Below are 19309 nucleotides of genomic sequence, written 5' to 3' on the forward strand. Positions count from 1 at the left end.
TGCACCCCCTCAAGGGCAATCAGAGTCCTCATCCATTCACCGATGAACCAGTCTATCCGTGGTTCGCAGCAGAAACCTACCCTTGTAACGCAGGGGCAGGGAGATGGATTGACGTTATGCTCGAACGCTATTTCAACAAACCTTGGGTGGTTAGGAACTCTTTGGCCACATCTTCGTATTTGCGATTATTGCCGCTGACTTCAAAATTGAGCTGTTGCATGGTCGCATCGTCAAGTTTGGGAGCCAAGGCATTCAGCAATTCAGCCAATTTGGGGTTAGCATCCAAAACGCTTTGGCGCACCAACGGAGCGATTTGGTAGGGCGGGAACATGTTGCGATCATCTTTGAGCACGACCAAGCCATAATTGGCAATTTCGCCGTCCGTGCCAAAGGCCACCACCACATCGGCATTGCCTTCGACCAAGCCCTTGTATTTGAGGCCTGGATCGACTGGTACATATTCCTTGAGTTCGAAGTTGCCATACTTGGCTTGAATGCCAGGCAAGCCATCTTCTCGTTCTTGGAACTCGGGTGGGCCGATCATGCGCAGTTCGCCGGCTTTGGCGGCCATGTCGGAGATTGTGATGATGCCAAATTTCTGAGCACCTTCTTTGGTCATGGCCAAGGCTTGGGTATTATTCATTGGCGCAGGGTCGAGCCATGCAATTTGATATTTCTCGGCATAGCCTTTTTTGACCGTTTCATAGACCGCTTTGGGATCGGTTTGGGTTGGCAATTTGAGTACAGTCAACAAGCCAGTGCCAGTGTACTCAGGATAAATATCGATCTCGCCTTTTTCCATGGCAGCTTGGGCTACATCGGTTGCGCCTAAGCCAATTTTGCGCTCAACTTTGTAGCCTGCTTGTTCCAACAAGAGGGCATACATTTCGCCCACAATAAACTGTTCGGTAAAATTCTTCGAGGCAATCCGAATTACTTGATTGCTACTTGGGGCGGGATTTGGGTCGCTACTGGGAGCTGTCGTGCTGCTGGCTGCATCATCGCCACAAGCGGCTAAAATGGTCATCAAGAGCGTGAGCAACACGGTTAGCTGGATGAAACGTCGCATGAATCCTCCTATCCAACAAGCTTAAAACTGTGGTGGTTGCACCCATCGCAACAGCCCGGCCATGACGATTTCGGCCAGAATTGCGAGCAAAGCCACCGGAATAGCGCCAACAAGCAAAATATCGACGCGGCTCATACTAAATCCTAAAGTGATAAAACTGCCTAGCCCGCCAGCTCCAATAAAGGCAGCCAAGGTGGCGCTGGCAATCACCTCAACCAAAGCGATGCGGATGCCCGAAAGAATGACAGGCGCAGCTAAAGGCAACTCGACCCGCCATAGTTGGAGCCATGCTGGCATACCCATGGCCTTGGCGGCTTCGCGCACAGCTGGGTTGAGCGTGCGAAAAGCCGTATTGGTATTGATCAAAATTGGTGGCAAAGCCAAGATTGTTAGGGCAATAATTGCCGAACGAATACTCAAGCCAAAGCCTGGGATTGCGACAAACAAAAAGAGGATGGCAAGGCTGGGAATGACCCGCAGCCCATTGGTGGTATTGATCGCAATGGCGCTAATCAGGCGTGAGCGGCTGCTCCACCAGCCAAAGGGCAAGCCTAGTAGCAGCGCAATCGCCATCGCGCTAGCAACAAGCTGCCCATGGCGATTGAGCGCGGCACTTAATCGCGCCAAATTGCGCGGCTCAAGCGCATACTCCAAGGCCTGCTGAAATTCACCCACACACATTCCTCTACGTTGGAAACCTCAAAAAGCATACCACAATTTACAGCAAAAAGTAGCTCTAAAGTGCTTGCAATAAAGCCACTAATTGATCGCGCAAATTGGATAAGCCTGCTCGAACGTCTTCAGAGCTTGGGAGTTCAACGCTCAAGGCTTGGCTCAGTTGATCGATTTGAGCTTGAATATTGCTGGCAATCTCGGGAAAGGCGGCTTCAACTGGCACGCGTAGCGCATTCCAGCCATTTTCAACTGTGCTAAATAAAGCACGGGTTTGCTCCCAATCGTTGTTACGTACCGCCTCTTCGATCCCCGACAAACGATCAACCAAATCTTGCACTGAGGTTTCACTTAATTGTTGGACTGTATCCGAGACTTGGGTGGCGATACTGCTGCCTGAGCAGCCCGCCAGCACCACCAAAAGACACAGAGCTAAAAACCAACGACGCATTTCAACACTCCTTCAGGCTAAGTTTCGTTTGTATTCTAAACGCTGTGTAAAGGGCAAGCAGCGTGCCACAACCAAAAAGCCCCTCGTTTTGGGAACGAAGGGCTTGAAGCGAGCTGGGTTTATTAGGCGATTATGGGCGTTCAGCGAGGGTAATTTGCACTTCCTGTTGTTGGTCATTACGCTCGATTGTGACCGTTACGGTATCGCCTGGTTTATATTGCAACAGCAGGCGCTGCAATGAGTGGCGTTGAGTAATTTCTTCGCCGTTGACTGCGAGAATAATATCGCCACGGCTAATGCCAGCTCGCCGAGCAGGTGTACCTTCATCAACATTGGTCACGAAAGCACCTTTATCATTGGCAATCCCCAGTTCGGCGGTTTCGGGCGAAAGCAATTCGTAGCGAATGCCTATATATGGTCGAATAACTTGGCCATTGGCAATCAAAGCATCGCTGACTTCGCGCACAATATTTGATGGGACAGCAAAACCTAGGCCTTGAGCTTCATCGATACTACCAATATCACCGCGCACAACCAACGTATTGATCCCAACAATTTCGCCTTTGAGGTTGATCAGTGGGCCGCCACTATTGCCATGGTTAATCGCTGCGTCAGTTTGAATTAGGCCTTCCATGCTATCAATTGTGCGGTCAAGAGCGCTGACCACTCCAACCGTCACACTATTTTGGAATTTACCAAGCGGACTGCCAATGGCCACGACCGTTTCGCCAGGCTGCAAACTATCCGAATCGCCTAAGGAAATTGTGGCTGGCACGGCATCGAGCACCCGAATCACGGCGATATCCGAAAAAGCATCAGTGCCGATCAACTCGGCATTGTGGCTGGTTCCATCAGAATAAATTACTTGCAAGCGACTTTGACCTTCGACCACATGATTATTGGTGATGATATAGCCATCTTCATTGATAATTGCGCCTGAACCGCTGGCCTGACCGCCAACCACCGTACTAATAATTTTTACGACTGCTGGTGAGGCCTTGGCAACGGTTTGGACAACTGCATCATTCGTGCTGGCAACAACTGGTTGCGCAGTCAGATTATCGGTCGTTTGTTGGGTGGCGCTGGTTGGCGTGACCGCCACTGCCGTTGCCGTTTGATCAACTTGGGCTAAGCGATAGCCTGCGACACCACCGACTAAACCACCACCAACCCCTGAAAGTGCGAGGGCGGCAATAATCAATCCGCCGATGCCGACGGTACGTTTGGGATTACTCATAACGACTCCTGGTTGCAGAGAGCTTGTTTTGCTGCTTGTATTGTAGCAATGTTTAGCTAAAAAGCAGGCTAATGCAGGCTAAATGGTGGTTTAGAAAATCCAAGTCAAATGCCGCTTTTGCTCATTCAGGGTTTAGCTTATACTCCATCAAATCTTCATAGGTTTATGGGTAGGCAAAAAAAATAGCCCGTGGATTGACCATGGGCTATTTGGGTAACCAATGATGAAGCCTATTCGCCTCTAACGACTAGTGGCAGATAGACCGGAATCGTCGTTGGCCCAGCCGTCACGTTTGGGGTAACGGTTGGCGTATTACTTGGCGTAACCGTAACCGTTGGCGTATTGGTTGGGGTGTTGGTTGGGGTTGCGGTTGGGGTTGCGGTTGGGGTTGCGGTTGGAGTTGCAGTTGGGGTGTTGGTTGGAGTTGCAGTTGGGGTGTTGGTTGGGGTTGCGATCACCTCATCACATGTCATAATTTGAAAATCGTCGATTGCAACGCCACCCAAATTCGTTGTAGCATTACTATCAAGGTGATATTGAACCCGAACCGATTGACCCTTGAACTCGCTAATTTCGTGTAACTGACGACTCCAAACTGTGCTTTCTTGGAAGGTCACGCTTGGATTGCCAACTGGATTGGTCATTACGGCTGACTCAAACTCATACAGGGTTTTGGTCACAGCCCCAGCACCAATTGATGCGCTATAGCGATCAGATCCAGCCGTATCCATCTGATAGCGTTGGTGCCATTGCAAATAGACTGGGCCAGCCACATTCGGAATACTGATTGATGGTGAGAAGAGATCGGCAACACTGCTAGCACTATAGGTTCCATCCAAATTAGTTTTCCAACTATTAACCCCGCTGTAACTGCCGATCAGTGGTTCGGCGATTGGTGCACCATACTCCCATGTATCGCCGGTTCCGTTGTGAGTAAAACCACCATTATTGTCCTCAAAATCGGTGCTCGTGATTGTGCTCATGCTCATACCATCGGGGCAGCTCGCGGGAGGGGCGGCACACAGCGTAATACTCCAGTTTTGGAGTGTACCACCATTGCTAGCGAGATCATCGTGAATCAACAGCGTCCAAGTGCCGGCTGAGCGACCACCGTCAAACCAATTGAGGCGATAGACAGATTCAGGAATATACTTCATCCCAGCTACAGCCGCAAAGCTGTTAATCGTGATCCCTGTTTCATCATCAAGGTCAAGATCCATCATCGTCACAAGATTTGATCCAATATCGGTAAATAGCCCACCAACATTACCATCTGGCCCTTGCAACTGGACATCGAGGTCGGGCATGTTGTTATGGGTCAATTGAATGCTTAGATCAAGATCGGCAATGATAAAGTTATCTGGAACGCTCAAAGTTGAGGTGATAAAACTGGTGGTGGTTGGAATCGTTTTGGCAACATCGGTGCTGGTGTAGGTTGTGCAGTTCGCTTGTTGCTCGGCAGGAAAGGTCGTAACATTTAATAGATAGGTTGCCTCAGCCGGAATACTGCTCGCACTTGTTGAAACAACAACATAATAGGTTCCACTATTTTTAACGGTCATAAAATGAGCCTCAGCATTCGGCGGAGCCGAAGTACTGTTATCATCAGCGAATAAAATAAGACCGTTAAATAGTCCAATACCGAGGCTTCCATTCCAATTTGTGCTATCACGTTCAGGGTTAAAGTCGATACTCGTAAAAATCGTATCGCCAGCATTTAAACAGATCAACATCAGTCGTGGCGGATAAACTACCTTCAACAGCGCCGCTGGCTGGCAACACTTGGGCTGTGCCAACAACATCATTTGGTTCTTGCTCAGCAGTGGTGGCTTCGCTAAAGATGCGTACATACAAATCGTAGTAACGAACTTGGGCGGTAGCCAAGAACGCATTGATACGAATATAATATGTACCTGTTATGGTGACCGGAACTGAGCTAATGACTGATGAAAGACTACCAAATGTTCCATCGTCATCGTCTAATTCAATGAGGCTTGTTCCATCGAGTGCATACAGGCTTAGTACGGTGTCAGTGCTGCTATGGGTTGCAGCGGAAGTCATGGTCGCGACATTCAATCGGTCGCCTGCTGCTAATTCAATCCGATACATATCAACATCACCACTCCAGATAATCCCACGAATGATCGCCCTACTCGCCATGATCGGGTTAGCCGTTGCAAGTGTATTATTACTTTCTTGTTCATTGATCCGAGCTGCACCTTGCGGCACATGCGTTTGAACAATTCGTGAGGTATTTGGATTACTGAGGGCGGCTTGAACTGGCTTGAAAGCCCGCAAACTACCAGTTAACCCAAGTACGACAAGCATAAGGCCGATAAACCCAATCCTGAAACGCATACAAGCCTCCTACAATCAAGGTTTTATCGAAGCAATGAGCGGGGATTGGGCTAGCATAGGCGCGACAACATCCAAATACAAGGGTGAGTTTAGTGCTGTTAATACGGGCAGCCCGTGGATTAACCACGGGCTGCGATTTTAGCGACGCGATACATTTATTCGCCTTTACTAACCAACGGCAGATAAACTGGAATCGTCGTTGGCCCAGCCGTCACGCTTGGGGTAACGATTGGTGTATTACTTGGCGTAACCGTAACCGTCGGCGTATTGGTTGGGGTTTCGGTGGGGGTATTGGTCGGTGTGTTAGTTGGCGTTTCGGTTGGGGTGGCCGTAGGGAGCACAACACAACCAGTTACCAGCACATCATCAATGGCGACACCCGCCAGTTCAACGCTGGAATCAGTATCCATATGGAATTGCAGTTGAATCGACTGACCCACAAAGCTACTAATATCATGCAGTTGGCGGCTCCAACCAGTGCTTGCTTGAACCGTAACCAGCGGATTGCCAACTGATTCACGCATTACGCCATCGCGATGCTGAAAGAGTACTTGGTTGCTACTACCAACAATCTGTGCTGCATAATTATCAAATGCTGCTGATTCGATTTGATAGCGTTGTTGCCATTGCACCTGAATTGGCCCAACTACACCGCTAAGATCAATGGCCGGCGACGTTAGGTTGGCATTCATTAAAGCGGGATAATTGCCAGTTAAATTGGTTTTCCAACTATTGCTCCCACTATAACTGCCCACAATTGGCGCTGAGTTTGGTTGACCATATTGCCATGGATCAGTGGTTCCGCTATGGGTAAAGCCCCCATCATTTGCTTCAAAATCGGTGCTGTAGATGGTGCTGCTAACCGTGCCATCAGGACAATCGGCGGGTGGCAGCGCAGCGCAAACCTGCAAGCCCCAATTGAGTAATGTGCCCCCATCGCCAGTTGCATCATCATAGAGCGTTAATGTCCAATTGCCTTGGGTACGTTGGCCATCAAACCAACTCATCCGATAGGCTGCCTCAGGCAAGTTGATCAATCCATTGACGCTAAGCGCTTGAAATGATGGTAAGGCTGCTTCATCATCAATAATCAGGTTCATGCTCGCTGGGGCACTAGTCGTGATTCCAATATCGCTGAATAGCCCAAGGATATTCCCATCAGGCGTAGTCAATTGCGCATCGAGATCAGGTATAAAGGTATGATCAAGCTGAATAATCAAGTCTAAATCGCCAATCAAGAGATTGTCAGGAATATTTAATCCCGACGTGATCATACCAGGATCAGGTGGAATTGTTTTATTGACATCGGTGCTCATATAGGTCTGACAATTGGCTTGCTCTTCGGCTGGGATGATCAGCACTTGTAGGATGTAGGTCGAATTATTAATTGCTGATAGGTTATCGACGCTGATTATATAATTACCAGCTTCTTTAACGGTTAATTGGGCCGATTCGGCATTGGGCGAAACCGCATTGCCATCGTTGATTGTGATGATATTTGGCCCAAATGGCCCGATCGTTACCCGCCCATTCCAGCTAATGCCATCACGTTCGGGGTCTATATCGAGGGTTGTAAACAACGTATCGCCTGGATTCAAGGCCAGCTGAAAACGATCAATATCGCCAGTTTGGCTAATAATCCCACTGACAATCCCAGCTGCTGGCAGCATTTGAGCTGGCTCATTTGGCTCTTGTTCGACAATTGGTTCGCTGGTTAAAATCCGTACATATAAATCGTAATAATAAATTTTATTCGTCGTATTGTTGGCGGTGACCTTGAGATAGTAGGTTGCAGTAGTCGTGATAATCGCTGAGCTGATAACCGAAGAACTCACGCCAAAAATCCCATCGTCATTATCAAGCTCCAAGACAGTTGTCCCATCAGGTTGATAGAGAGTCAGGATCGAATCGACAATATTTGTGGCTGAAGCCGAGGTCATAGTTGCTGCGACCACCCGTTGGACGCTAGTAAGTGGAATTGCCAAGAAATCGCTATCATTGGCAGTGATATAGCCGCGAATGACGGCTGAATCGCCAATGATTGGCTGGGCCATGGCAGGAGTATCGTTTGATTCTTGTTCGCTAATCCGCGCAAATCCTTGAGGAGTATTAAGTTGGTGGGCTGCGAGATTTTGAGGGGCGTTGGGTACTGCTTGAACGCTGGTTAAACTACGCAAGCCGCCCGTTAATCCGAGCAGGGCGATCATAAGACCGATAAACCCAATCCGTAAACGCATACGAACCTCCTACAATCAAGGTTTTATCGAAGCGATGAGCGGGGCTTGAGTTAGCGTAGGCTATAGGGTGAGCAAACACAAGGGGCAGTTTGGTGCTGTTAACGAGTACAGCCCGTGGTTAAGCCACGGGCTGCATTATTAGGCAAGGGCTGATCTATTGGTCTTTACCGACTAATGGCATATAAACCGGAATCATGGTTGGCCCAGCGGTCACGCTTGGGGTAACGGTTGGCGTGTTACTTGGGGTAACCGTAGCCGTCGGCGTATTGCTTGGGGTAATCGTGATAATCGGTGTATTGGTTGGCGTGTTAGTTGGCGTGTTGGTTGGTGTGTTAGTTGGCGTGTTGGTTGGTGTGCTGGTAGCGGTTGGTGCTTCGGTTGGGGTCGCGGTTGCTGCCACACCGTCACAGGCCATAATTTGGAAATCGTCGATCGCGATACCACCCAATTGAACCGAACTATCAGTATCTAGGTGATACAAGGCCTGGATTGATTGACCCTTGAACTCGCTAATATCGTAGAGCTGGCGACTCCAAACTGTGCTTTCTTGGAAGGTTACGCTTGGGTTACCAACTGCATTGGTCATGGTTGCTGCATCAAATTCATACAAGGTTTTGGTCACAACGCCTGTACCAACCGAGGCCGTGTAATGATCAAAATTAGCACTTTCCATCTGGTAGCGTTGTTGCCATTGGATGTAGACAGGGCCAGTCACATTGGGAATACTAATTGATGGCGAGAAGAGATTGGCAATACTACTGACCGAATAAGTTCCGTCAAGGTTGGTCTTCCAGCTATTAGCCCCACTATAGCTACCGATCAATGGAGCAGCGCTTGGTGCGCCATATTCCCATGAATCAGCAGTTCCGCTATGGGTAAAGCCACCATCATTGGCTTCAAAATCAGTGCTCGTGATTGTGCTCATGCTCATACCATCGGGGCAGCTTGCTGGTGGCGCGGCACACAGCGTGATGCTCCAATTTTGCAATGTTCCACCGTTGGCAGCAGTATCATCGTGAATCAAGAGAGTCCAGGTGCCAGCCGATCGCCCACCATCGAACCAATCGAGGCGATAATTCAACTCTGGAATATAACGGATGCCCGAGACAATCGCGAAAAGTCCAATTGGAATTGCGGCTTCATCATCAAGATCGATATTCATCGTGGTCTGGGTATTATTGCTAATATCGGTAAATAGCCCTCCAACATTGCCATCTGGCCCTTGGAGTTGAACATCGAGGTCGGGCATATTGGTATGAGTCAGTTCGATACTGACATCAAGATCAGCGATGATAAAGTTGTCGGGAACAGTCAAGGTTGAGGTAATAAAGCTGGTAGTCGTTGGGATGGTCTTGGCAACATCAGCGCTGGTGTAGGTTGTACAATTGGCTTGCTGCTCGGCAGGGAACACTGTGACACCCAACAAATAGGTTGCTTCAGCCGGAATACTTGCAGCCGTCGTTGAGGCCAGCACATAGTAGGTACCACTCGTCTTGACGGTCATAAAATGGGCTTCAGCATTTGGTGAGACTACACTGGTATCATCAACAACTAAAGTAAAGCCATTAAACGCGCCGATCCCAAGTCGTCCGTTCCAAACAATGCCATCGCGCTCAGGGTTGAGGTCGAGGCTGGTAAAGATCGTATCACCAGCATTCAAGTTAAGCTGGTAGTAATCGAGGTCGGTTGTAGCCGATAAGACCCCCGAAATTGTGCCGCTGGTAGGCAACACTTGGGCGGTTGTCAAAAGATCATTTGGCTCTGTTTCAGCAGTGGCGGCTTCGCTCAACACCCGCACATAGAAGTCGTAGTAGCGAACTTGGTTGGTACTAGTACTACTTAACCGCAGATAGTAGGTAGCGGTTTGGGTCACCGGAGCCGAACTAATCACCGAGGCATTGCCGCCAAGTGAGCCATCGTTATCATCGGTTTCAATCACGGTTGTACCATCAGGCGCAAAAAAGGTTAATACCGTATCGTTGTTGCCAGAGGCTGAAGCCGCGCTCATGGTTGCAGCGGTCAGGCGATCGCCAGCGGCTAATTCAATGCTATAGAAGTCAACATCACCATTCCAGATATTCCCGCGAATTAGGGTACTGCTGGACATGATCGCGTTGGCGGTGGCAGTCGTATTGTTGCTTTCCTGTTCTTTAACGCGGACTGCCCCCTGCGGGACATTCGCTTGAGCAATTTGAGCGGTAGTTGGATTACTTGGGGCAGCTTGAACTGGCTTGAAAGCCCGTAAACTACCAGTTAACCCAAGTAAAGCGATCATGAGGCCGATAAACCCAATCCGTAGACGCATGCAAACCTCCTAAAACAAGGCTTTTGCTGGGGCAATAATGAAGGTGGGATTGAGTTAGGATAGGCTACTTTTTAACCAATTGCAAGGGTGAATTTAGGGGCATTGCGCCAGCCTAGGCATCCCCAGACTGGCGCAATTGGTTTAATTATCTTTACTGACTAAAGGCAGATAGACCGGGATTAAGCTTGGATCTGCCGTTACACTTGGTGTACTCGTTGGGGTGATACTTGGTGTTTCAGTCGCGGTTGGCGTTTCGGTCTGGGTCGGCGTTGCGGTCGCCGTTGGCGTATTGCTTGGCGTTGGCGTTTCAGTTGGCGTTAAGGTTTGGGTTGGTGTTGCGGTCGCCGTTGGCGTATTGCTTGGCGTTGGCGTATTGCTAGGAGTTGATGTTAGGGTTGGCGTGTTGCTTGGCGTTGGCGTATTCGTTGGCGTGATTTGAGCTGGATCAATACAACCAGTAATTTCCACATCATCAAGCGCAATCCCAGCAAAACTTGCTACCTCATCACTACCGAAATCCCAGGTTAAATAGAGTGAAGTGCCAGCAAAATCGCTTAGATCATGGCGTTGAAGTCCCCAACCTGTACTTTGATCAAGCGTAACCAAAGGATTTCCGAGGTTAATTTGCATTGCAGCACTTTGATGGCGAAAGAGAATCTGTTCAACTTGGGGCTTATGGGCCGTTACCTGATAAAAATCGTTAACACTATTATCAAGCTGATAGCGTTGATACCAACTTGCATAAATTGGCCCCGTAACATTGGTTAAGTCAATTTGCGGTGATAGCAATTGCATGCGGGTACTATTAGGATAATTTCCGGTTAAATTGGTATTCCAGCTATTTTCGCCGCTATACGCACCAACAATTGGTGGGCTATTACGATTACCCCAAACCCATTCTTGGTCAAATGGGCCTGGAGTAAGCCCGCCATTATCGGCCTCAAATTGGCTGCTATAAAGCACGCTGCGCGACATCCCGACTGGACAATCGCTTGGCGTGGGCATGCCACAAATCCGCAAGCCCCAACCATTTAATACACCAGCATTTTGGTCGGTATCATCATAAATCGTCAGTATCCATTGGCCTTGGGCTTGTTGTCCAGCCAACCAATCGAGGCTGCTATTCCATTTCGGACCAAAATGCGTGCCACTCAAAACGTTATACGTGCCAAGTGGTAAGGCAGCTTGTTGATCAATCACGAGATTAACGGTAGGTTGCTGCACATTGCCAATATCGGTGAAGAGGTTAATCACATTACCATCGGGGGCAGTCAGGGTTACATCCAAATCGGGCATGAAGCTATGCTCTAAATTGAGCAATACATCAATATCGGCAATGTTGGCTGCTTGGGTGACGGTTAATGTCGATTGAATTATTCCAGCTTGTGGGCCAATATTCTGTGGTGCACCTGAACTCATCACGGTTTGGCAGTTGGCCTGAATAGCGGCGGGAATAATCGTAACTTGCGCCAAATAACTAGCATCCACACCGATCTCAAGTAGTGAGCCAATGCGAATTTCGTAAGTGCCAGCTTGTTGAACGGTGATCACATTGGCTTCAGCGTTGGGTGAAACACTATTACTATCGTTAGCCCGAAGATAGGTATTGTTGATCATGCCAATATCGAGAAAGCCATTCCAAGTTATGCCATCACGCTCTGGATCAAAATCAACGGTGGCAAAAATTGTGTCGCCAGGATTAACATTAAATTGATAGCGATCAAGATCGTTGGTGGTTGAAACTACCCCGCTGATTGCCGCTTGAGCATCGATGGTTTGGGCAACTTCGTCGTTAGGTTCTTGTTCGCTGGCAGTTTCGCTCAGCACTCGCACATATAAGTCGTAGGGCTGAATAACCGTGGTTGCAGTGCCACCTTCAACTTTAATCAGGTAGGTTCCGGTCAGCGTAATTGGCTGAGAACTGATCACCGAGGAACTGTTGCTCAGAATGCCATCGCTCAAATCGGTTTCGATCAGATCACTATTTACGCCATCGAAAGCATAGAGATGGATGGTTGTATCGCTGGAGGCGACGCTGGCGCTAGTAATGGTGGCCATTGCTAAACGCTGACCAGCGGTTAAATCAAGCGCAAAATAATCAACATCAGTTTGCTGAATTGAGCCGCGCACCACCAAACTGCTGCCAACCAACAGATTGGCATTGAGTGGTAAGTCGTTAAATTCTTGCTCTTGGATGCGGGAAAATCCTTGCGGAATTGTGGTTTGATCAGGGGTTTGGGACAGGGCTTGGGCTACATCCCTGGGGTTTTGCAGGGTTTTTCCAACGGTGATCATCAACAAAAGCGTGATGATTAAACCAATCCGTAATCGCATACAACCTCCAAAATCTACATCTAACCCTAACTAGTTTGCTTAGTGTACTATACGGAGCTGTTTTAGAATAGTCTCAATGAGTTGTTGTTGCTGTTCAATCGTCGGTAAAGCGCTGCTGCTCCAATCGAGGCTGAGCAAAGGGGTGGTAATGGTCGCAGTCCAGCGATCAAGCAATGTGCCAAGTTGGGCTAAATCGTCGCGCTGCGCTATTTCCAATGGGCGATTGCGCTGCTCGTAACGCTGAATAATCACATCCAAGGGGGCATCGAGCTTGATGATCAAATCGGGCTGACCAAGCCCAGCTCGCAATTCAGTATATAGACGTTGGCATAACTCAAACTCGGCAGCACTCAAATAGCCTTGATGCTGAAAATGCTGGGTAAAAACCCAAAAATCTTCATCAAGGCCGCCATCTTGGACTCCAATACCAGATTGCGCCCGAATGAATCGCTCTTGTTCAGCACGGAGTAAGAGGTAATCGAATTGGTTGGCTAAGGCATAGCGTTGCAGATTTTGGGCAAATAGTTGTTGGAATGGTCGTTCGACGTGGCTCTCTAAGGCTGCGAAAAAACGCTGATCACGGCAGAGTAGCTTGGTGAGGGTGGTTTTGCCAATGCCAGCGTTGCCCACAATAGTAATTAATTTGCCCATGATGTTGTCCTTGATTGTTGATTAACTGGTTGCTGTTGTACCCGAAACAGGCCAAAGTTGCAACTGCAAGCAACATCAGGGCAAATTCCCCAAACACTGAACTGTGGATTTGAAATGGTCGTCTACTCTCAAGCTTATTGTGGCAGCTTTGCCAACACCAAGCTATAGTCGAAAAGTCCCGTTTCTACTGCTAGAGTAGCAAGCACCACCATGCATGATGCTTGCTGATGGCTTAGATCTGACCAACCCAACCTTGATCGTTCGTCTGAAATTGGCTGGAGAGATAGGCATAGAGTTGGGGTTCAAGTGGGCCTTGTTGCAATAATGCTAAATTATGCTGCATATGTTCGAGGCTGCGCGAACCAACAATACAGCTATGGACACCTGGGGTATAGGCGGTAAACCGCAAGGCAATATCCAAAAGTCGTTCAGGGTCGAAATCAAGCTGCATGGCTTGGAGTCGTTCCCAATACACTTCAGCATAATCGCCAACTGGCCGTTGGGCAAAACGCCACGCGACGTTGGCCACTGGGCGTTTGGCAATTACACCAATTTGGCGTTGTTGGGTTTGGGGCAATACTTGGCTGATCACCCGTTGATCGGCGAGGTTCACCGAGCATTCAATCGCACCAAAATGGCCTGACTGCACCGCCCAAGCTAAGGGTGCATTATCGCCAGAATAGGCGGCAACCCGTACTTTACCTGCTTGAACCGCCCGCTCAAGTGCCTCAATCACCTCGCCTGCTCGTAAGGTCTCGACCGGGCAAGAATGAAAATGCACAATATCCAAATAATCGGTGTGCATGCGTTGCAGCGCTGCATCAATTCCGGCAGTGATGATTGGGCTGGTCCAATCGTCGTAGCCCTCGATGCCATAGCCAATTTTGGTTGAAAGCACAAACTCATGACGACGTTGCTGGAGATGTCGCCCGATCCGCTCTTCGGAAAGGCCATAGCCGCGTGCTGTATCAATTAAGTTAATCCCTAAATCGAGCAAGCCATGCAGCAACTTGGCTGCTTCAGCTTCAGTTAATTCGTTTCCACCAATATGGCCAGCGCCAAAGCCTAGCGCTGAAACCTGCAAACCAGTTGAGCCAAATTCGCGCAGCAACGGAAAGTTCATCGGATTCCTATTCAACCAAGCATCTCAGCATGGAGATCCTTGGTGCAATTGGCTTCAATTAACGATTCAGCCATTCAGGGGCTGGGGTGAGTTCATCGGACGGGCGTGGCCCAGGGTCGGGCAAGCCCGATGCGCTCAAGGTTTGTAAAGGTTGAAGCTGCATATCGTGTTCGCAGAGAATTTGGCATGCCAAACGCACCCCAGTGAGCTTGGCCTCGGCCAATTTAAACGATTCAGCCTTGGTGATCGCTTGGGGTTCGCCAGTCTGAAACTCAACTCGACAGGTTGTGCAACGGGCATTGCCGCCACAGCGATGTAAAATATCCACACCATGATCTTCAAGAGCATTGACTAAGCGTGTGCCACTAGCAACCTCAAACGCAGCTTGCGAACCGACGGTAATCTTTGGCATACTCCACCTCCTAGAATTTGTGGAAATCGTTAACCCAAATTAATCAAATGCTCCAGCGTCGAGCAATTGTTGCAATTGATTGACCACCAACGCTAATAAGGGTTGTTGAATACTGGCTGGTTCGTGGGTACGTTGTAGTTGCACAACTGGGGCTGCGGTGCGTCGCGCCAAGCCAGCAGTCCGTTGATCATCGGCCAGCAAAATGGTATTGCCTAGTTCATCGGCAGTTAGGGCTGGCAACCCCGCCGCCAAAGCCTGAGTTTCAGGCAAATCGCTAATGCCAAGTACCACCCCCATCGTGCAGCGATTAAAGGCTAAACCACGCTCGACAGCATCGCTATGATCCAAAGCAATCACAAAGATTTCAGCCTTGGGCTGGAGAAATGCTTGGCGCACGCTAGCAAAATCGCCCTTAACAATATGCATAACCTGTTGCCAACCAGCCGCAGTTAATCCTTGGGCAATCTGGGCTGCGGCAATTTCAGCCCCAACCCCACCAATCGCAATCAAAGGCACGCTACGAATTTGCTCCCATGGCGGGTTGATCGCAAAGCCAAGGCTTAGCTGCGCCGGATCAAACTGCCAACCACCACTGCCGGTGCCGATTTGGAGCATGCCATCACCAACCGCGATCACAGGCAGAACCCGCCCTTGAGCTTCGGCCCGTAATTGCAACAACGGCAACACCGGATCAATCCGCATGCGCTGACGACGCAGATCAAACAAGGCATCGTCGTGGTTCCAATCTTCGTCTTGGCGTTCGCCGGCCAGTATATCTTCGACCGCATGCTGCAAGATAGCCGCACCAAGTTGGGGATGATTGCAGGTAAAACTCAGGCTTAATAGCCATTGGTCGTCAATCGGCTCGATTTTCATGCGCAGATAGCCAATGATTAAGCCAACTGCCTGCGCCCAAGTTTTGAGCTGACGACCAAGTTCATCGCGCAGATCGTGGCTAACTTGCAAGCTTGCAGCGACCCCAGCCTGAGGGTAATAGATATTTGGGCCTTCTAAAACGCGAACATGTTCAATTGTGATTGGCATGAATTAATTACTCCAAGCCTTGACCCCATTGCTGGTTTGTGTGGGTCGGGCTGTATTCTAGGGAATTGTGATCACGACTTTACCAAATTGCTCGGCTGATTCGAGATAGCGTTGAGCTGCCTGAATTTCGCTGAGTGGAAACACCTTGTCGATCAATGGTTGAAAACGGCGTTCCCAAAATACCAAGCGCATAATCGTATTAAATTCTCGATTATTGGCCATGGTCGAGCCAATCAGGTTAAATTGTCGCCAAAAAAGTTTACGAATATCGATATTGACGATTGGTCCGGTAGTTGCTCCATAGGTTACGACCGTGCCGCCTTTAGCAACGCTGCGTAACGAGCTTTCCCATGTGGCGGCTCCCACATTCTCCAACACTACGTCAACTCCGCGCTTATTGGTTTGTTTCCACAGTTCGCGGCCCCAATCGCCATCTGATCGTACCACGTAATCGGCCCCTAGTTCTTGGGCACGGGCCAGTTTTTCGGGCGAACGCGAGGCAGCATAGACGGTTGCTCCAGCATAACGGGCAATTTGAATTGCAGCACTGGCCACACCACCACCAGCTCCCAAAATCAGCACGCTTTGGCCGGCCCGCAACTGTGCTTGACCGATCAATGCTCGCCAAGCGGTCATCCAAACCAGCGGCACAGCGGCAGCTTGCTCAAACGCATAATCAGCAGGAATGGCGTAGAGATTGCGAGCTGGCACCGCGATATATTGAGCCAAACCACCAGTTTGGTGCTCACCGATCACGCCATAACGATCGCACAAGGTTTCTTCGCCAGCAATGCAATATTCGCAAGCGCCACACCAGATATTAGGGTTGACGACCACGCGCTGGCCTTCGCGCCAACCAGTCACGCCCTCGCCAATTGCCGCAATTTCGCCCGCAATATCGCAGCCACCAATATGCGGCATGGGCAAATTCAGGCCAGGCAAGCCCTCGCGCACAAACAGATCAAGGTGGTTCAAGGCGGCAGCCCGCACTCGCACTAAAACTTCATCTGGCCCAGCCACGGGTTCAGCCAGATCGCCATATTCTAAAACTTCTAGCCCACCATGGTGGCGAAAAAATCCAGCCTTCATCATAGCGTTCAAGCCTCCTTGCTCAAAACAATGGCTATAGTGTAATAGATATTGGCGGAGTTTTCGATCCACGAAGGGCATGAAGGCTGATATGGCTTTAGGCTTTAGGCTATGGGCTTTTGAAATATCCCCCGGTTCCAATAGCCTAGGGCCTTCAGCCGATAGCCCTATGGCCTCTGCGGTAAAAAAGCTCTATGTTCTATGCTCTATCTGTAATGGTTTGTCGCGTTAACAATGGCTAGCATTCCCTCACCCCCTAGCCCCCTCTCCCGCACGCGAGGCGAGGGGGAACCACAACTATGTTCTATGCTCTCTGTTCTAAGGCTTGTTCCCGCTCCTTAAATTGGGTTTGATAGAGTTGGGCGTACAAACCAGCTTGGGCTAGCAACTCGCTATGTGTGCCACGTTCGAGCACCCGCCCTTGATCGACGACCAAAATCAAGTCAGCCGCCAGAATCGTTGAAAGTCGGTGGGCAATCACAATGCTGGTGCGATCTTTGAGCAATGGTTGGAGTGCAGCCTGAATTAATGCTTCCGAGCGTGAATCGAGCGCCGAGGTGGCCTCGTCAAGCACCAAAATCCGCGGGTTTTTGAGAATCACACGGGCGATCGCAATCCGTTGTTTTTCGCCACCTGAGAAGCGATAACCACGTTCGCCAACCACCGTATCATAGCCATTGGGCAGGCTGGCGATCAAATCGTGGATATTGGCAGCGCGACAGGCGGCCTCTAATTCAGCATCAGTGGCATCGGGTTTGGCATAGCGCAAATTAGCCCGCAAGCTCTCGTGAAAGAGAAAGGTTTCTTGGGTGACCATGCCAATCGCTTGACCAAGGCTATCAAGCTCCAACTCGCGCACATCAATTCCATCAATCAACACGCGGCCACGACTGGGGTCGTATAAACGTGGCAACAGGTAGGTTAGGCTGGTTTTGCCCGCGCCCGATGGCCCGACCAATGCCACTAATTGGCCTGGCTTAGCGGTAAAATCAATATCGCTCAAGGCCCATTCACGGGTTGTAATTGGACTGATAACAGTGGTTTCTTGACCATCGCGCGAGCTGAGACTATTGATCTCATCGGCCTGATAGCGAAACCAAACATGCTCAAATTGCACTTCGCCGCGAATAGTTTGCAGTATTTGAGGCTGCTCAGCATCAACAATTTCTAGCGGTAAATCGAGAATTTCAAACACCCGCTCGAATGAAACCAATGATGAAGCCAATTCGACTCGCGTATTGACCAACGTAGAAATTGCGCCATACAAACCAGGCAAATATAAGGCTAAGGCAATAATATCGCCAGTGCTAAAATTATCCGAGGTGATTGCGAGATAGCCGCCAAACCAATAAACTGAGGTTACGCCAACTGCGCTGACCAAACCAACCATCACAAAAAATGAGCGCATAACCAAGGCGGTACGAATGCCTAGGTCGCGCACTTCGCCAGCATGTTGGCTAAATTTGGCGACTTCATCGTTGCGCCGCCCAAAAATCTTGACCAATAACGCGCCGCTGACATTCAAGGTTTCGCCCATCAAGCCATTCATTTCGCCGTTAGCCTGCATTTGCGAGCGGGTCAAGTTGCGCACAATGCGACCAACACGGCGGGCTGGCAGCATAAACAAGGGCAAAACCAGCAGGGCTAACAAGGTTAAACGCCATTCGATCGTCAACATAATAAACAGCGTGATGCTAACGGTAATGACATTCGTGATTAACGTGATCAGCGTGCCAGTAACCGCCCGTTGCGAACCAACCACATCGTTATTGAGCCGCGAAACCAACTCGCCCGATTTGGTGCTGGTGAAAAAACGCAAGCTCATGCGCTGCATATGGCTATACAAGGCCCGCCGCAAATCAAAAATAATTCCCTCGCCAACCAACGATGAATGGCGACGCTGCAAAATATCCAGCAAACCGCCGATCAAGGGAATTGCAACCAAGCCGACGGCTACAAGATTCAGCCGCCCTAGATTGCGCTCTGGAATCGCCACATCGATCAAATGGCGCACCAACAACGGTGTAATCCGATCCAACAAGGTTCCGATGAAAATTGTAATTAAGACCACAATGATGCCGCTGCGATAGGGTCTGGCATAACCCCATACGCGCTGCAACAACATGCGGCTGATGGTGGGTTGTTCGTCCTCATTGGCGCGAACAAACCCTCGCCAGCCTCCACCATTCATGCAAACTCCTTCTAGGTTCTATGTGTAATGGCTTATGAGGTTAACAACCAATTTTCCTGTACCCTCACCCCAACCCCTCTCCCACTGCGGCGGGCGAGGGGGGCACTCCGAGTGCGATTCCCCCTCGCCTCGCGGG

Annotated in this window: 15 protein-coding genes; all 15 read right to left on the bottom strand. The window is 49.6% G+C overall.

All coding sequences use genetic code 11. From position 1 onward, the window contains the following. Window positions 1-127: 127 nt before the first annotated feature. Window positions 128-1069: a glycine betaine ABC transporter substrate-binding protein gene (locus DEF47_RS13500; RefSeq protein WP_012187909.1), complete on the bottom strand. Its 942-nt coding sequence runs from the start codon at window positions 1067-1069 to the stop codon at window positions 128-130. 21 nt (window positions 1070-1090) lie between these two features. Continuing rightward, window positions 1091-1744, bottom strand: a complete 654-nt coding sequence (locus tag DEF47_RS13505) for an ABC transporter permease (RefSeq protein ID WP_012187908.1) — start codon at window positions 1742-1744, stop codon at window positions 1091-1093. A 61-nt stretch (window positions 1745-1805) separates the two neighbouring features. Further along, window positions 1806-2192 carry a lipoprotein gene (locus DEF47_RS13510; RefSeq protein ID WP_012187907.1) on the bottom strand — a complete coding sequence of 129 codons (387 nt, stop codon included), beginning with the start codon at window positions 2190-2192 and terminating at the stop codon, window positions 1806-1808. Window positions 2193-2322: 130 nt separating this feature from the next. Next, complete coding sequence (locus tag DEF47_RS13515) at window positions 2323-3429, bottom strand: S1C family serine protease (RefSeq protein WP_012187906.1); 1107 nt, start codon at window positions 3427-3429, stop codon at window positions 2323-2325. A gap of 230 nt (window positions 3430-3659) precedes the next feature. Then, window positions 3660-5228 (bottom strand): proprotein convertase P-domain-containing protein, encoded by a 1569-nt coding sequence (locus tag DEF47_RS13520; RefSeq protein ID WP_287045189.1) that lies wholly within the window; start codon window positions 5226-5228, stop codon window positions 3660-3662. Next, complete coding sequence (locus tag DEF47_RS13525) at window positions 5110-5787, bottom strand: PPC domain-containing protein (protein ID WP_041303845.1); 678 nt, start codon at window positions 5785-5787, stop codon at window positions 5110-5112. The genes DEF47_RS13520 and DEF47_RS13525 overlap by 119 nt, the downstream gene beginning before the upstream one ends. Before the next feature lie 155 nt (window positions 5788-5942). After that, a complete protein-coding gene (locus tag DEF47_RS13530) occupies window positions 5943-8024 on the bottom strand; it encodes an immune inhibitor A (protein WP_012187905.1) in 2082 nt (693 codons plus the stop codon). Window positions 8025-8178: 154 nt separating this feature from the next. Next, window positions 8179-10329 carry a proprotein convertase P-domain-containing protein gene (locus DEF47_RS13535; protein ID WP_012187904.1) on the bottom strand — a complete coding sequence of 717 codons (2151 nt, stop codon included), beginning with the start codon at window positions 10327-10329 and terminating at the stop codon, window positions 8179-8181. A gap of 141 nt (window positions 10330-10470) precedes the next feature. Next, on the bottom strand, window positions 10471-12663 hold the full coding sequence (locus DEF47_RS13540; protein WP_012187903.1) for a proprotein convertase P-domain-containing protein: 2193 nt from the start codon (window positions 12661-12663) through the stop codon (window positions 10471-10473). A gap of 39 nt (window positions 12664-12702) precedes the next feature. Then, a complete protein-coding gene (locus DEF47_RS13545; RefSeq protein WP_012187902.1) occupies window positions 12703-13314 on the bottom strand; it encodes a deoxynucleoside kinase in 612 nt (203 codons plus the stop codon). A 232-nt stretch (window positions 13315-13546) separates the two neighbouring features. Continuing rightward, entirely contained in the window at window positions 13547-14437 is an 891-nt protein-coding gene (locus DEF47_RS13550; protein WP_012187901.1) for an aldo/keto reductase, read from the bottom strand. Between the two features lie 58 nt (window positions 14438-14495). Beyond that, on the bottom strand, window positions 14496-14849 hold the full coding sequence (locus tag DEF47_RS13555; RefSeq protein ID WP_012187900.1) for a 2Fe-2S iron-sulfur cluster-binding protein: 354 nt from the start codon (window positions 14847-14849) through the stop codon (window positions 14496-14498). 39 nt (window positions 14850-14888) lie between these two features. Next, window positions 14889-15893 (bottom strand): DUF4938 domain-containing protein, encoded by a 1005-nt coding sequence (locus DEF47_RS13560; protein WP_012187899.1) that lies wholly within the window; start codon window positions 15891-15893, stop codon window positions 14889-14891. 57 nt (window positions 15894-15950) lie between these two features. Further along, window positions 15951-16985, bottom strand: a complete 1035-nt coding sequence (locus DEF47_RS13565; protein WP_012187898.1) for a zinc-binding dehydrogenase — start codon at window positions 16983-16985, stop codon at window positions 15951-15953. A gap of 301 nt (window positions 16986-17286) precedes the next feature. Continuing rightward, a complete protein-coding gene (locus DEF47_RS13570; protein ID WP_012187897.1) occupies window positions 17287-19173 on the bottom strand; it encodes an ABC transporter ATP-binding protein in 1887 nt (628 codons plus the stop codon). Window positions 19174-19309 lie beyond the last annotated feature (136 nt).

It is taken from the genome of Herpetosiphon sp. (assembly GCF_003512625.1).
Taxonomy (GTDB): Bacteria; Chloroflexota; Chloroflexia; order Chloroflexales; family Herpetosiphonaceae; genus Herpetosiphon; species Herpetosiphon aurantiacus.